The sequence below is a fragment of the Rhodococcus sp. NPDC003318 genome (assembly GCF_042879035.1).
In the GTDB taxonomy this organism is placed as follows: domain Bacteria; phylum Actinomycetota; class Actinomycetes; order Mycobacteriales; family Mycobacteriaceae; genus Rhodococcus_G.
This window is the reverse complement of sequence record NZ_JBIAOU010000001.1, coordinates 612,720-624,202: the sequence shown is the minus strand read 5'-3', so window position 1 is coordinate 624,202 and position 11,483 is coordinate 612,720. Positions and strand designations below refer to the sequence as shown.

Sequence of the window (11,483 nt, the reverse complement as noted above, 5' to 3'; positions counted from 1 at the left end):
TCCGCCGTGCCGGGCGCGTGCCGTGCGACGATCGGCCGGTGACTGACCTGCCGGAAACCGCGAACTCGGCCCACACTCCCGTCGCCGTCCGGATCCTGCGGTTCGCGTTCGCCGTTCTCGGCATCGTCGCGCTGGCGTGGATCCCGGTGCGCAACATCGGTGTCGAGTCGTTCTCGGTGGCGAACTACTTCAGTTACTTCACCATTCTGAGCAACGTGCTCGCCGCGACCGTGCTGCTGGTCGGTGCCGTCGTCGACCCGCAGTCGCAGCGATGGCAGCTCTTTCGCGGCGCCACGACCCTCTACATGGTGATCACCGGGATCATCTACGCGGTCCTGCTGGCGGATGTCGATGTGCAACTCACCGACGAGTGGATCAACGACACCCTGCACCGGTACCTGCCGCTGGTGATCCTGCTGGACTGGCTGATCAGCCCACCCCGGATGCGGATCGGTGACCGGCAGTCGGTGAGCTGGCTGTGGTTCCCCCTCGTCTACGGTGCCTACACCCTGATCCGGGGTCCGTTCGTCGATTTCTATCCGTACCCGTTCATCGACCCGCGCTCGCAGGGTTGTCTGCAGATGGCGATCGGCCTGGTGGTGCTGCTGCTGGCGTTCGTGCTGATGGCATTGGCGGTGAACGCCGCCGGGCGCGCGGCCCGTCGGTGGCGTTACGGTGAGAACGCGCAGGACACACGATCAGTCGGTGTCGAGAGGAAGGTCGAGCTGTGAGCGGTTCGCTCTGGCACGGTTTCGCGGACATGGGCGCGGTGCGCCGGGACGGGGCCTTCGTGGTCAGTCGTGGTGAGGGCGCGTACATCTGGGACGCGCAGGGCACCCGCTACCTGGACGCGACGGCGGGGCTGTGGTTCGCCAACGTCGGGCACGGTCGGACCGAGATCGCGGACGCCGTCGCCAGGCAGCTGTCCACCGTCGCGCACTTCTCCAACTTCGGCGACTTCGTCCCGGAGACGACGGTGGGCCTCGCCGACAAGCTGGCGGAGATCGCTCCCGTTGCGGGCAGCAAGATCTTCTTCACGTCGGGCGGTTCGGATTCCGTCGACACCGCCGCGAAGCTGGCGAGACGGTACTGGACCGAGGTCGGCAAGCCGGGCAAACGCATCGTCGTCGGCAGGCAGAAGGCCTACCACGGCATGCACGTCGCCGGCACCGCCCTCGCCGGCATTCCACCCAACCGGGAGGGCTACGGCGAACTGATGCCCGACTCGCGGACGGTCGCCTGGGACGACGCCAAGAGTCTGCTCGAACTGATCGAGCGGGAGAGCGCCGAGACCGTCGCCGCGTTCTTCTGCGAGCCGATCATCGGCGCGGGCGGTGTCTACCTGCCCCCGGACGGCTATCTCGCGGAGGTGCGGGAGATCTGCCGGGAGCACGACATCCTCTTCGTCGTCGACGAGGTCGTCACCGGGTTCGGCCGGATCGGCGGATCCTGGTTCGCCTCCTCCCGATTCGACCTCGAGCCCGACATGGTCACCACCGCGAAGGGCCTGACCTCGGGCTACGTCCCGATGGGTGCGGTGTTCATCGCGCCGCGGGTCGCCGAACCGTTCTTCGCGGGCGGGGTGTGGTGGCGGCACGGCTACACCTACGGCGGTCATGCCGGTGCCGCTGCCGCCGCGCTGGCGAACCTGGCGATCATCGAGCGGGAGAACCTCCTCGCGGAGTCCGCGCGACTGGAACGGTCACTGCACGAACACCTGTCGCCGCTCGCCGAGCATCCCCGCGTTCAGGAGGTGCGCAGCGGGCTCGGTGCCGTCGCGGCCGTGCAGCTCGCAGATCCCGCCGAGGCGTTGCCGTTCGTGAAGACGATGCGTGAGCACGGAATCTGCGGCCGGGCTGCCGGCGTCGGGGCGATGCAGTTCTCACCGCCCTTCGTGATGACGGACGAGCAGGTCGCCGAGATGGCCGCCGGCGTCCGCGCCGCGCTCGGTTGAGCGCGTCAGCGCCTGAGCAGCCGCTGACGCAGTGACCGGCGGACCGGCTCGAGCTCGACCCTGGGACGCTGTTCGGCGTCGGCGGTGGCCTGCGCGTACCGGGCGTGCAGCTGGGAACGCACCTCGTCCGGGGTGTAGGCCCGCCGTTTGCGTTCGGCGCGGACGGTCAGCGCGCCGGTCGCGGCGACACCGACGACACCCGCGAGTCCGACGAGCTTCCACAGGTGCCTGGGTTCGAGTCGCATCGCTCTAACGTAGGGGCATGAGTCGGCGCATGCACGAATCGCAGGTCACCCTCGACGTGGCGGTGGACGCGACCCGCACCGGGGACATCTGGATCTTCCGCGGGCACTCCGGTGCCGACCGTGCGATCCAGACACTGACCAACAGCCCCGTCAACCATGTCGGAATGTCGGTGGTCCTCGACGACCTGCCCCCGCTGATGTGGCACGCCGAACTCGGACACTCGCTGCAGGACATGTGGACGGGCCGGTTCCAGCGGGGCGTGCAGCTGCACGATCTGCGTTCTGCGGTGCAGGTGTGGGGTGCGCGGTACGGGCAGCGTGGCTGGCTGCGACAGCTCGAGACGCCCGTGACCCGCGATCAGGAGGACGAACTGCTGCGGTCGATCGCTCGGCTCAACGGCGCACCGTTCCCGTCGACCGTCACGCTCGCGTCTCGGTGGTTCGGGGGACGGTTGCCCGGCATGCGTCGGCGGCGCGAGGAGAAGACGGCGGGACTCGAGAGTGCGTACTGCGCGGAGGTGGTCGCGCAGACGTACGACGCGATGGGCCTGCTGACCGGTCGCCGCAAGACCAACTGGTACGACCCCGGCAAGTTCTGGAGCGGCGACCGGCTGCCGCTGGCGGACGGCGTGCGACTCGGTGCCGAGATCGCGGTGATCCTCGACGACGCCGATCTGGCGGCGGGTCGGGCACCGAAAAGCTGACCCGGCGGCGTTACCTACCTGTGATTCTTACAGCGATCGGTGACCTGGATCACCAAACATCTGTGACGGTTTTCACAATTCGGCGAAGAACCGTCCGGTTGGTTGTCGTGTGAAACCGGCCTGTGCCCTGCGAGGACGCAGTTCTATATCAGCAATTGTGTTGCGTCGCGGCGAGAAACGCCGGTCGTGACCAACTCGTGACGATCGCCTACGGTCGTTCTCAGCCCGAAACCACCGGGCACCGCCGGCCCGCTACCGCTCGATCCTGTCCCGCGAGCCGGACGCCCACCATTCCCCGGGACAGGAGTGAGGCGGACACGCCGCTCCCCGCGCAGTCGAGCGCGGCGCGAGCCCGGCCACCGGCGGCAAGGAGAGGATTCACCCGTATGACCAGCTTCACCCCCAAGCGCGCCCTCGGCGCCGCCCTCGCCACTGCCGCCCTCGCCGCCGTCCCGGTGGCCCTGAGCACCGGCACCGCGAATGCGGCCACTCACAACTGGGACGGCGTCGCGCAGTGCGAGAGCGGCGGCAACTGGGCGATCAACACCGGCAACGGCTACTACGGCGGTCTGCAGTTCTCGCAGAGCACCTGGCAGGCATACGGTGGCTCCGGCTCCGCGCACAACGCCAGCAAGGCCGAGCAGATCCGGGTCGCCGAGAACGTCCTCGCCGGCCAGGGCATCGGTGCATGGCCGGTGTGCGGTCAGTACCTGACCGCCGGTGTCTCCGAGGCCGCCCCGGCACCCGCGCCCGCGCCGGCTCCCGCCGTGAATCCGGTCCAGCAGGTTGCGGACTCCGCACCCGTGCGCACGCTCGGCGCGTCGACCTACGTCGTCCAGGCCGGGGACACCCTCTCCCGGATCGCCAGGGATCATGGCGTCGACCTGTCGGTGCTCGCCGGTCAGGTCCAGAACATCGATCTCATCTTCCCCGGTCAGGCGCTCTCGTTCTGACCGCTGCGATCGGTGTCGCGTCTGCGACCTCGTCCGCCCGGTGGCCGTCTCACACGGTCACCGGGCGGTCGCGTTCCACCCTTCCTCCGACCTCGATCCAGCCGTCGGGTGAGTAGCGGGTGAGCAGCCTCGACCCGCGCCCCTGGGTGATGTGCAGGTCCCGACGCAGATGGTCGGTGATTCGGATGGCGGCAGCGCCGGTTGCCTCGTCCTCGGGAACTCCCAAGGCGGGAGCGAACATTCGCGAGCTGATCGCACCCTCGCCGGCCCAGGCCCACACGTAGTGGTGGCCGTCGGTGAACGAGGTCGCCGACACGGCGTGGACGGCGGTGCTGTCCGGCTGGCAGTGCAGGGTGAACTCCGGTGCCCAGTCCGGCTGTGCGCGTACCCAGGTGACGCCGTCGGCGGTGCGGGTGGCGACGGGGCCGGCCGCCACCTCGAGGGTGTCGACGCCGAGGCCGCGTTCGCGGAGCCACCACGCCAGGCCGACCGTCGGGTGGCCCGCGAACGGCAGTTCCGCTGCGGGGGTGAAGATCTGAGCGGTTGCCGATGTGGCGGTCGCGGTGGGCAGGTCGACGAAGATCGTCTCGCTGAACCCCAGTGCGGCGGCGATCCGTTGCCGGTCGGGTGCTGGTGCCTGCGCCGCGTCGACGATGCCGAGTGGATTTCCGTGACGTCCATCCGGGTCGGTGAACACCCGGACGACATCTACCTGAATGCTCATCGTCAAACGATACCGCCGAACACGACGCCGGATGAGGACGACGAGGTCAAGAGGGTCCGGCAATAGATGCGTCTACACTGATAGCTATGTCCGATCAGGGATATCAGCCCACCCTCGCCCAGTTGCGGGCGTTCGTCGCGGTCGCCGAGTACCGCCACTTCGGCACCGCGGCAGCGCGGCTCGGGGTGAGTCAACCCACGCTCTCGCAGGGCCTCGCCGCGCTGGAGAACGGGCTCGGGGTCCAGCTGATCGAGCGAAGCACCCGGAAGGTGCTCGTGACGTCCGAGGGCTCGACCCTGCTGACACAGGCCAAGCTGATCCTCGAGGCCGCGGACGGCTTCGTCGCCACCGCGGCGGGAGTGGGGCACGCGCTGTCGGGGCCGCTGCGCATCGGCCTCATCCCGACCGTGGCGCCGTACGTGCTGCCGGGGTTGCTGCCCGCACTGCGCGACGAACTGCCGACCGTCAGCCCCCAGGTGGTCGAGGACCAGACGGCGCGCCTGCTCGAGGCACTGCGCGGCGGCGCACTCGACGTCGCGGTCCTCGCGTTGCCGTCCGAGGCGTCCGGAATGATCGAACTGCCTCTGTACAGAGAGGATTTCGTGATGGTCGTGCCTCGCGACCACGCACTCGCCGGACGCACGGACCTCGGACTCGACGTTCTCGACGATCTGCCACTGCTGCTGCTCGACGAGGGACACTGCCTGCGTGATCAGACCCTGGACCTGTGCCGGTCCGCGGACGCGCACCCGATCGGCGGCGACACCCGCGCGACGTCGCTGACCACCGTCGTGCAGTGTGTGGCCGGTGGTCTCGGGGTGACGCTGGTGCCGGAGTCGGCGGTCGGGGTGGAGACCTCGCGAGGGGATCTGGCCACCGCGCGGTTCGCCGCCCCGGCGCCGGGGCGCGCGATCGGGCTGGTGTTCCGGGCGTCCAGTGGTCGAGCCGAGGGATACCGGCGGCTCGCGGAACTGATCGCCTCGGTTGCGCCTGCCGCCGCGCGGAGCGACGGTACGGTGACGCGGTGAGCGACAAGGTGATCGGCGGACGGCAGGTGATCCTCGACTCCGCACTGCGCAACATGCGTGAGCGCGGCTATCACGGGACGTCGATGCGGGACATCGCTGCGGGCGCCGACATCACCGTCGCCTCCATCTACCACCATTTCAAGTCCAAGCAGGAGATCCTGCAGGACATCATGACCACGACCCTGCATGCCGCGATCGCGCGGACACGGGGCGCGCTGCTGCGGTCCGGGGGGTTGCCGGCCGACCAGGTGCGGGCAGTGGTGCGGGCCTGGGTGCTGTTCCACGCCACCGAGCAGGCGGCCGCGCTGGTCGGCGCGACCGAGATGCGCAGTCTCGACTACGAGGGCAGGCGCCTGGTCGTCGCGTTGCGTGACGAGCAGGAATCGGTGTTCCGGGACGTGGTCGCCCGCGGCGCGGAGGAAGGTGTCTTCGGCACGGCGTTCCCGCAGGACGCGGCCCGCGCCATCATCCACATGGGGCAGGCGGTGTGCACGTGGTGGCGCCCGGACGGCGAGCTGACACCCGACCAGCTCGCCGACCGCTACGCGGAGCTCGCGCTGGCGATGCTCGAGCCCGTGGCCTGAGCGTCGCCGCGTCCGGTCAGTGCTGCGCGCCCGAGGCGACCCTGGACCGCCGCGCGACCCCGGCCACGGACAGCAGGCCGACGATCGCGACGGCGATGACGAACAGGGCGGGCGACTGGACGTTGCCGGTACGCTCGACCAGCCACACCGCGATGAACGGTGCGGTGCCGCCGGCGATGACGACGCCGAGGTTCCAGCCCATGGCGACACCGGTGAACCGCACCTCCCGGTCGAAGAGCAGGGGCAGCAGGGTGTACGACCCGACCTGGGCGCCGATGGTGTTCACCATGATGAGCAGGTAGGCGACGGCCGCGACCCACAGGTTCACGTCCATCACCGCCATCGCGGGATAGGTCACGACTGCGAATCCGGCGAAGCTGATCAGGGTGAAGCGAATGCGTCCGATCCGGTCCGCGATCAGTCCGCCGAGGGGCATCGCGAGCGCGACGAGTCCGATGACACCGGTGGCGATCCAGTACACGGGGGTGCGTTCGTAGCCGAGGCTCTTCATCAGGTGGATGCTCATGTACGTCAGACCGATGTAGGCAGTTCCGTTGCAGGCCAGTGAGATTCCCACCGCCTGGGTCATCGCCAGGGGGCTGCGCCGGAACACCGCGGCGACGGGACTCGACTCGCCGGACGTCCGCTCGGCGCCGCCCTCGCTGGGGTCGTCGATCCTGGTCCGCGCCCACAGACACAGCAGCGTCAGAGGCAGCGCCAGCAGGAACGGGACCCGCCAGCCCCAGCTCGTCATCTGCTCGTCGGTGGTCAGCGCGGACATCGTGCCTGCGACGGCGGCGGCGAGCGCGAAGCCCATGGTCGACCCGAGCGGGGTGAAGGCACCGTAGGTGGCCTTCAGGCGGGCGGGTGCGGACTCGGAGATGAAGGTCGCGGACCCGCCGACCTCGCCGCCGGCGGAGAATCCCTGGACCAGACGCACGAGGACCAGCAGAACCGTCGCCCAGATTCCTGCCTGCGTGTGGGTGGGGAGCAGGCCCATCGCGACGCTGCCGACGCCCATGCAGCCGAGGGTGGCGAGCAGGGCGGTCTTGCGGCTGTAGCGATCGCCGATGTGGCCGAAGACGATTCCGCCGAGAGGGCGCATCAGGTAGGCCGTGCCGAACACCGCGAGGGCGGACAACAGCGCGACGCCCGGTGTGCTGGCCGGGAAGAACAGTGGTGCCATCACCACGGCGAGGTAGCCGTAGAGCGAGAAGTCGTAGTACTCGATCAGCGTTCCGACGCCGCCGGCGACGGCGGCACGCCGGGCGCGGGCTCGGTCGTACCCGGATGCCGACGCGGTCGTGGTGGTGGTGGTGACGACGTTCACCTGGTCCGTCATGGGTCTCGATCCTTTCGATCGATATGAGACGTGGATCACCTTTTATCTTCGGTGAATAGTGAACGAACGATCGGCTGGTCTGTCAAGCGTCACTCGCCGGAGGGATGCGATACCGGGGTATTGACCTGCAAAATATCCGTGTCCGATAGCTGTGGTTGACAGGCGTGGGGGCGATTGGTAACCATCAGTTGTGCCGAACGATCGTTCGGCACTCCCGATTGGAAGGAGCGCGCGCGATGACCGCGACCGCGGCGGGTACCGCCACTGACCTGGACCTCGGCGCGCTCGCCGGCTATCTGCGGAGCGCGCTCCCCGGTGGCGTCGCGGGGGAGTTGACCGCGTCGTTGATCGGCGGTGGGCGGTCCAATCCGACGTACCGGCTCTCCGACGGGGAACGGGCGTGGGTGCTGCGGCGTCCCCCGTACGGGCACGTGCTCCCCAGCGCGCACGACATGGTGCGGGAGTACACGGTGATCGACGCGCTCGGGTCGACGGCGGTGCCGGTGCCGCGGGCGGTGCACCTGTGTGAGGACACCGCGGTGCTCGGCGCCTGCTTCTACCTGATGGAGCTGGTCGACGGGGTGCCGGTCGGCACCGTGGAGCAGGCGGGGGAACTGACATCCGACGAGCGGCGCCGTCTGGGGTTCGACTTCGCCGACACTCTGGCGGCACTGCACGGCATCGACCCGGACGCGGTGGGACTGGCGGGATTCGGGCGGTCCGACGGCTATCTGGAGCGTCAGCTGCGCCGGTGGGGTCAGCAGTGGGAGGCCTCGCGGACCGTGGACCGGCCGGAGGTGGCGGTGCTGCTCGACAAGCTGCGACGCGCATTGCCGGACACCCGGTTTCCCGGGATCGTGCACGGTGACGTCAAGCTCGACAACGTCCTGGTCTCCCCGTCCGATCGCGGTCGCATCATCTCGGTGCTGGACTGGGAGATGGCCACCCTCGGCGACACCCTCGCCGACGTCGGGATCATGCTCGGGTTCTGGGACGTCCCCGGCGAGGAGCCGAACCCGATCACGCGGGGTCTGGCCACCCTCGACGGCTTCCCGTCCCGGGCCGAGCTGCTCGACCGCTACGCGAGCGCCCGCGGTATCGACCTGCCCGACGTCGACTGGTACGTCGTCTTCGCCGACCTCAAACTCGCCGTGATCCTCGAGGGCATCGCCCGTCGCCATGCCAACGGCGACACCGTCGGTGACGGATTCGACGGCGTCGCCGACATGGCCGGGCCTCTGCTCACCCGCGCACTCGACCTCGCCGCCGCGTCGTCGGTCCCCGAACTGCGTCGCTGATACGTCCCGAACAGGAGTTGCCACAATGGATTTCGAGTACAGCCCGAAGGTCGTGGAGCTGCAGGCCCGCCTGACCGCGTTCATGCAGGAGCGGGTGCTGCCCGCGGAGCAGGTCGCGGCCGAGCAGTTGACGGGCAAACCCGACTGGTGGGGCGCCCCACCGATCATGGCCGATCTCAAGGCGTCCGCGAAGCGGCAGGGACTGTGGAACCTCTTCCTGCCCGCCCGCGAGGGTGCGGGGTTGACGAACCTCGAGTACGCCCCGCTCGCGGAGCTGACGGGATGGAGCCCGACCATCGCCCCCGAAGCGGTGAACTGCAACCCGCCGGACACCGGCAACATGGAGTTGCTGCACCTGTACGGCACCGAGGAGCAGAAGCAGCGGTGGCTCGAACCCCTGCTGGAGGGCGAGATCCGGTCGTGTTTCTCGATGACCGAACCCGACGTCGCGAGCTCGGATGCGAGCAACATCCGGTTGGAGATCGCCGACGACGGTGACGAGTGGGTGCTCACCGGACGCAAGTGGTGGTCGACCGCGGCGTTGCGGGACGACAACCGCGTCGCGATGGTCATGGGTGTCACCGACCCGGACGCCCCCGTCGGGTCGCGGCACTCGATCGTGCTGGTACCCATGGACACCCCCGGCCTGACGGTCGTGCGCTCCACGCGGGTGCTCGGCTTCGACGACCGGCACGAGGGCGGTCACGGCGAGATCGTCTACGACCGCGTGCGGGTGCCGAAGGTGAACCTGCTGGGCCCGCGGGGTCGTGGTTTCGCGGTCGCGCAGGCCCGGCTCGGGCCGGGCCGCATCCACCACTGCATGCGGCTGATCGGGATGGCCGAACGGGCCATCGCGCTGATGACGGAGCGCGCCCGCACCCGCGTCGCGTTCGGCAGGCCGCTCGCCGACGAGGGTGTCGTGCAGGCAACCGTCGCGGACGCCCGCATCGCCGTCGACGCCGCCCGGCTGACGGTGCTGCGTGCCGCGTGGCGGATGGACGTCGAGGGTGCGAAGGCGGCCCGGCACGACATCGCCGCCGCGAAGGTCCTCGTCCCGCTGACCGTCAAGAAGATCGTCGACGACGCCATCCAGATCTTCGGCGGCGCCGGCCTGTCCGAGGACACGCCGCTGGCGATGCTGTACTCGCAGGCGAGGTTCCTGCAGATCGCCGACGGCCCCGACCAGGTGCACCGCAGGTCCCTCGCCCGCGCCGAGTTCGCCGCCGCCCCGGTCCTGCGCGAGGTGCGGGGGTAGAGCCCAGCTGGTCCTGGACGCTGGTGCCGCGAGCGGGGATGGGAGGATCCGGGGAGTCGACGAACCCGGACGAAGGAGAACCAGTCGTGAGCACCAGTGTCATCGTGGCGGGGGCGAGGACCCCGATCGGCAAGCTGTCGGGCGCGTTGGCGTCGCTGACGGCGGCGGACCTCGGCGGGCGTGCCATCGCCGCCGCCATCGAACGTGCCGGTGTCGGAACCGACGGCGTCGACGCGGTCGTCATGGGCACCGTGGTCCAGGCCGGCGTCGGCCCGAACCCGGCCCGCCAGGCGGCGGTCGCGGCCGGTCTGCCGATGACCGTGCCCGCCACCACCGTGAACAACCTGTGCCTGTCCGGGCTCGAGGCGATCATGCAGGCCGACCGCCTGATCGCGACCGGCGCCGCGGATGTCGTCGTCGCCGGCGGTATGGAGTCGATGACCAACGCCCCGTACCTCGTCCGCGGTGCCCGGCAGGGCCTCAAGTACGGCTCCACCGGATTCGAGGACGCCCTCGACCGTGACGCGCTGACCTGTGCGTTCGACGGCATCTCGATGGGTGCTTCCACCGAGCGCTACCAGGCGTCGGAGAACATCACCCGCGCCGAGCAGGACGAGTTCGCGGCCCGCTCGCACCGGCTCGCCGCCGAGGCGACGGAGTCCGGCGCCTTCGCCGCGGAGATCGCACCGGTGGAGATCAGCTCCCGCAAGGGCACCGTCACCGTCGCCGCCGACGAGGGCATCCGCGCCGAGACCACCGTCGAATCGCTCGGCAAGCTGCGTCCGGCGTTCGCGAAGGACGGCACCATCACCGCCGGTGCGTCCTCGCAGCTCTCCGACGGCGCCGCCGCCGTCGTCGTGATGCGCAAGGACGTCGCGGAGGCCCGTGGCCTCTCCTGGCTCGCCGAGATCCGTGCGCACGCGCTGGTCGCCGGACCGGACACCTCGCTGCTGCACCAGCCCGCCAACGCGATCGAGGCGGCCCTGAAGCGGGACGGGGAGACCACCGTCACCGACCTCGACCTGCTCGAGATCAACGAGGCGTTCGCGGGTGTCGCGCTGGCGTCGATCCGTCAGCTCGGTGTCGACGCCGACAAGGTCAACATCCACGGCGGCGCGATCGCAGTCGGACACCCGGTCGGCATGTCGGGCGCGAGAATCGCCCTGTCCCTGGCGCATTCGCTGAAGGCAGCCGGCGGCGGCACGGGCGCGGCCGCACTGTGCGGCGGCGGTGGCCAGGGCATCGCCATGATCCTGTCCGTGTAGGTGGCTCCGCCAGTGGTGGGGGGGGGGGGGGGGGGGCCGGCCCCCCCCCCCCCCCCCCCCCCCCCCGCGCCCCGCAGTAGTTTTAAAAACAGAGCGGGGGGGGCGGGGGCGCGCGGGGGGGTCGGAGACAC

At 69.9% G+C, this 11,483-nt stretch carries 12 protein-coding genes; 9 read left to right on the top strand and 3 right to left on the bottom strand.

The features are described from left to right. Positions 1-38 precede the first annotated feature (38 nt). Together ACFYVR_RS02715 and ACFYVR_RS02710 are read left to right on the top strand one after the other, a co-directional pair. Positions 39-731, top strand: coding sequence for a Pr6Pr family membrane protein (locus tag ACFYVR_RS02715; protein ID WP_387469328.1), 693 nt, complete (start codon positions 39-41; stop codon positions 729-731). Positions 732-760: 29 nt separating this feature from the next. Next, on the top strand, positions 761-1,954 hold the full coding sequence (locus ACFYVR_RS02710; protein ID WP_387470302.1) for an aspartate aminotransferase family protein: 1,194 nt from the start codon (positions 761-763) through the stop codon (positions 1,952-1,954). Positions 1,955-1,959: 5 nt separating this feature from the next. Here the strand turns inward: ACFYVR_RS02710 and ACFYVR_RS02705 are convergent, their stop codons facing one another. Beyond that, positions 1,960-2,199: a hypothetical protein gene (locus tag ACFYVR_RS02705; RefSeq protein ID WP_387469326.1), complete on the bottom strand. Its 240-nt coding sequence runs from the start codon at positions 2,197-2,199 to the stop codon at positions 1,960-1,962. A 17-nt stretch (positions 2,200-2,216) separates the two neighbouring features. On the opposite strand from ACFYVR_RS02705, the gene ACFYVR_RS02700 reads away from it, so the two are divergent. Next, positions 2,217-2,903 (top strand): hypothetical protein, encoded by a 687-nt coding sequence (locus ACFYVR_RS02700; RefSeq protein WP_387469324.1) that lies wholly within the window; start codon positions 2,217-2,219, stop codon positions 2,901-2,903. 386 nt (positions 2,904-3,289) lie between these two features. Continuing rightward, the gene (locus ACFYVR_RS02695; protein WP_387469322.1) at positions 3,290-3,856 is read left to right on the top strand and encodes a transglycosylase family protein; all 567 of its coding nucleotides are present in this window, start codon (positions 3,290-3,292) and stop codon (positions 3,854-3,856) included. Positions 3,857-3,905: 49 nt separating this feature from the next. Here the strand turns inward: ACFYVR_RS02695 and ACFYVR_RS02690 are convergent, their stop codons facing one another. Beyond that, the gene (locus ACFYVR_RS02690) at positions 3,906-4,580 is read right to left on the bottom strand and encodes a PhzF family phenazine biosynthesis protein (RefSeq protein ID WP_387469320.1); all 675 of its coding nucleotides are present in this window, start codon (positions 4,578-4,580) and stop codon (positions 3,906-3,908) included. Positions 4,581-4,666: 86 nt separating this feature from the next. Here ACFYVR_RS02690 and ACFYVR_RS02685 point away from each other — a divergent pair, with 86 nt between their 5' ends. Both ACFYVR_RS02685 and ACFYVR_RS02680 read left to right on the top strand, forming a co-directional pair. Next, on the top strand, positions 4,667-5,608 hold the full coding sequence (locus ACFYVR_RS02685; RefSeq protein ID WP_387469318.1) for a LysR substrate-binding domain-containing protein: 942 nt from the start codon (positions 4,667-4,669) through the stop codon (positions 5,606-5,608). Beyond that, positions 5,605-6,192, top strand: coding sequence for a TetR/AcrR family transcriptional regulator (locus ACFYVR_RS02680; protein ID WP_387469316.1), 588 nt, complete (start codon positions 5,605-5,607; stop codon positions 6,190-6,192). Before ACFYVR_RS02685 ends, ACFYVR_RS02680 begins: the two co-directional genes overlap by 4 nt. A 16-nt stretch (positions 6,193-6,208) precedes the next feature. Here the strand turns inward: ACFYVR_RS02680 and ACFYVR_RS02675 are convergent, their stop codons facing one another. After that, positions 6,209-7,534: an MFS transporter gene (locus ACFYVR_RS02675; RefSeq protein ID WP_387469314.1), complete on the bottom strand. Its 1,326-nt coding sequence runs from the start codon at positions 7,532-7,534 to the stop codon at positions 6,209-6,211. Positions 7,535-7,770: 236 nt separating this feature from the next. Between ACFYVR_RS02675 and ACFYVR_RS02670 the strand changes: the two genes are divergently transcribed. The 3 genes from ACFYVR_RS02670 to ACFYVR_RS02660 all read left to right on the top strand — a co-directional run bounded on the left by ACFYVR_RS02670 (position 7,771) and on the right by ACFYVR_RS02660 (position 11,352). Further along, a complete protein-coding gene (locus ACFYVR_RS02670; protein WP_387469312.1) occupies positions 7,771-8,832 on the top strand; it encodes a phosphotransferase family protein in 1,062 nt (353 codons plus the stop codon). A gap of 25 nt (positions 8,833-8,857) precedes the next feature. After that, entirely contained in the window at positions 8,858-10,087 is a 1,230-nt protein-coding gene (locus ACFYVR_RS02665) for an acyl-CoA dehydrogenase family protein (RefSeq protein WP_387469310.1), read from the top strand. Positions 10,088-10,173: 86 nt separating this feature from the next. Then, the gene (locus ACFYVR_RS02660; protein WP_387469308.1) at positions 10,174-11,352 is read left to right on the top strand and encodes an acetyl-CoA C-acyltransferase; all 1,179 of its coding nucleotides are present in this window, start codon (positions 10,174-10,176) and stop codon (positions 11,350-11,352) included. The last annotated feature ends 131 nt before the right edge of the window (positions 11,353-11,483 follow it).

Excerpts from the sequence above, each read along its gene's own strand:
- ACFYVR_RS02710 (WP_387470302.1), top strand. The coding sequence starts at position 761 with ATGGGCGCGGTGCGCCGGGACGGGGCCTTCGTGGTCAGTCGTGGTGAG.
- ACFYVR_RS02705 (WP_387469326.1), bottom strand. The coding sequence starts at position 2,199 with ATGCGACTCGAACCCAGGCACCTGTGGAAGCTCGTCGGACTCGCGGGT.
- ACFYVR_RS02700 (WP_387469324.1), top strand. The coding sequence starts at position 2,217 with ATGAGTCGGCGCATGCACGAATCGCAGGTCACCCTCGACGTGGCGGTG.
- ACFYVR_RS02695 (WP_387469322.1), top strand. The coding sequence starts at position 3,290 with ATGACCAGCTTCACCCCCAAGCGCGCCCTCGGCGCCGCCCTCGCCACT.
- ACFYVR_RS02690 (WP_387469320.1), bottom strand. The coding sequence starts at position 4,580 with ATGAGCATTCAGGTAGATGTCGTCCGGGTGTTCACCGACCCGGATGGA.
- ACFYVR_RS02685 (WP_387469318.1), top strand. The coding sequence starts at position 4,667 with ATGTCCGATCAGGGATATCAGCCCACCCTCGCCCAGTTGCGGGCGTTC.
- ACFYVR_RS02675 (WP_387469314.1), bottom strand. The coding sequence starts at position 7,534 with ATGACGGACCAGGTGAACGTCGTCACCACCACCACCACGACCGCGTCG.
- ACFYVR_RS02670 (WP_387469312.1), top strand. The coding sequence starts at position 7,771 with ATGACCGCGACCGCGGCGGGTACCGCCACTGACCTGGACCTCGGCGCG.
- ACFYVR_RS02665 (WP_387469310.1), top strand. The coding sequence starts at position 8,858 with ATGGATTTCGAGTACAGCCCGAAGGTCGTGGAGCTGCAGGCCCGCCTG.